This is a genomic window from Chitinophaga sp., assembly GCF_035564935.1.
Lineage (GTDB): Bacteria > Bacteroidota > Bacteroidia > Chitinophagales > Chitinophagaceae > Chitinophaga.
In genome coordinates this window covers 1-1,843 of the sequence record NZ_DATMTE010000277.1, presented here as the reverse complement: position 1 = coordinate 1,843, position 1,843 = coordinate 1, and the positions used below count along the sequence as shown (strand labels likewise).

Below are 1,843 nucleotides of genomic sequence, written 5' to 3'. Positions count from 1 at the left end.
ATTTACCGTAAATATTCAAGATAAAAAAAAGCGGGAGCTACAAATAAATGTTCCCCCGCTTTTATAAACTTCTGTGAATAAGATATTTAATATACTTCAATAGGCGTTAGTTCGCCCCGCAGCGATGTTTCCAGCATTTTCTTGGCATCGCCGACAGAGAGCCCCTGGCCCAGTACAAACATCAGTTTGGTCACTGCTGCTTCAAAGGTCATATCATGTCCGCTCACCACTCCAATTTCCATCAGGTGTTGGCTGGTCTCATATTTCCCCAGTTCCACAGAGCCTCCGTCACATTGGGTGATGTCTACTACAATAGCGCCGTTGTCAATCACCTTTTTAATACTCTCAATAAACCAGGGTTGTGTGTTGGTATTACCACTGCCAAAGGTTTCCATGATCACTCCTTTTAAGCCGGATACGCTCAGTATAGCTTCTACGGCCTTCCTGGTAATACCCGGGAACAACTTCAGTACGGTAATATTTGTTTCCAGTTCTTTATGCACCTTCAATGGTTGTGTGGGGGGCGGTAAAATAAACTGGTGCTTGAACTTAATATCGATGCCTGCTTCTGCAAGCTGCGGATAGTTCATGGTATAGAAAGCCTCAAATTTTTCCGCATTATACTTTTTTGAGCGGTTGCCTCTGAACAGGGAAAAGTCGAAATAAATACATACCTCCGGTACCATAGAAACAGTAGTGCCGTTATGCCTGCTGCAGGCTATTTCCATGGCCGTGATGATATTCTCTTTGGCATCGGTACGTATTTTCCCGATGGGAAGCTGTGAGCCGGTCAGGATAACAGGTTTGGAGAGATTTTCCAGCATAAAGCTGAGGGCGGAGGCAGTGAAAGCCATTGTATCAGACCCATGGAGGATTACAAACCCGTCGTAGCGGTCGTAGCGGTCTTCAATAATACTGGCCAGTTCCACCCATATCTCCGGCTGCATGTCTGATGAATCTATAGGCGGATTAAATGCGTACACATAAAAGTCAATGCCCATCCGGTATAGTTCCGGCAAATTGTTCCTTATTTCGTTGAAGCCGATCGGGCGCAGTGCTTTGGTTTTATCGTCATAGATCATACCTACAGTACCGCCCGTGTAAATTATCAGAATTTTACTCATTGTGCTAGTAGCCATTGCCTGCAAAGGTATTCACTAAACAGTTAGAGCATTTTGAATAATTTCCGGGCATTGCTGCTTGTTATAGCTGCAACCTCTTCTATTTTTAGATTTTTTATATCTGCCACCTTTTCTCCTGCCAGTGGAAGGTAGGCGCTTTCATTACGTTTACCGCGATAAGGAACCGGCGCCAGGTAAGGTGCGTCTGTTTCCATTACGATGTGTGCCAGGTCTATTTCTTCCAGGAGTTTGCCGAGCCCCGACTTTTTGAATGTAACCACACCGCCAATGCCGAGGTAAAAACCCAGGTCAATGATTTCCTTTGCTTCGTCCAGGGTGCCTGAAAAGCAGTGGAATACCCCGCTCAGGCGACCGTCCTGTAATGCCTTTACTTCGTTGATACATTCCCGTGTGGCTTCCCGGCTGTGAATGGATACGGGCAGGTTATACTCCCTCGACAGTATCAGCTGCTCCTGGAAGGCTTTGTATTGCTGGATCAGCAGGGATTTATCCCAGTAAAAGTCCAGCCCTATTTCGCCGATGGCGTTGAACGGGCGCTGTTGCAGCCAGGCACTTACGAAGTCCAGCTGCTCATCCACGGCTTCTTTTACATAACAGGGATGTATGCCCATCATGGCGTAAATGTGATCCGGGTGCTTTGCTTCCAGCGCCAGCATCCCATCAACAGAGCTTTCATCTATATTCGGCAAAAACAGTTTATC

2 protein-coding genes are annotated in these 1,843 nt (G+C 46.4%); both read right to left on the bottom strand.

Annotated features, from left to right (window positions below):
* Window positions 1-86: 86 nt before the first annotated feature.
* Window positions 87-1,124 carry a type I asparaginase gene (locus VN105_RS07400; RefSeq protein ID WP_325639427.1) on the bottom strand — a complete coding sequence of 346 codons (1,038 nt, stop codon included), beginning with the start codon at window positions 1,122-1,124 and terminating at the stop codon, window positions 87-89.
* Window positions 1,125-1,165: 41 nt separating this feature from the next.
* A partial coding sequence (locus VN105_RS07395; RefSeq protein WP_325639425.1) for a TatD family hydrolase occupies window positions 1,166-1,843 on the bottom strand: 678 nt, incomplete at its 5' end.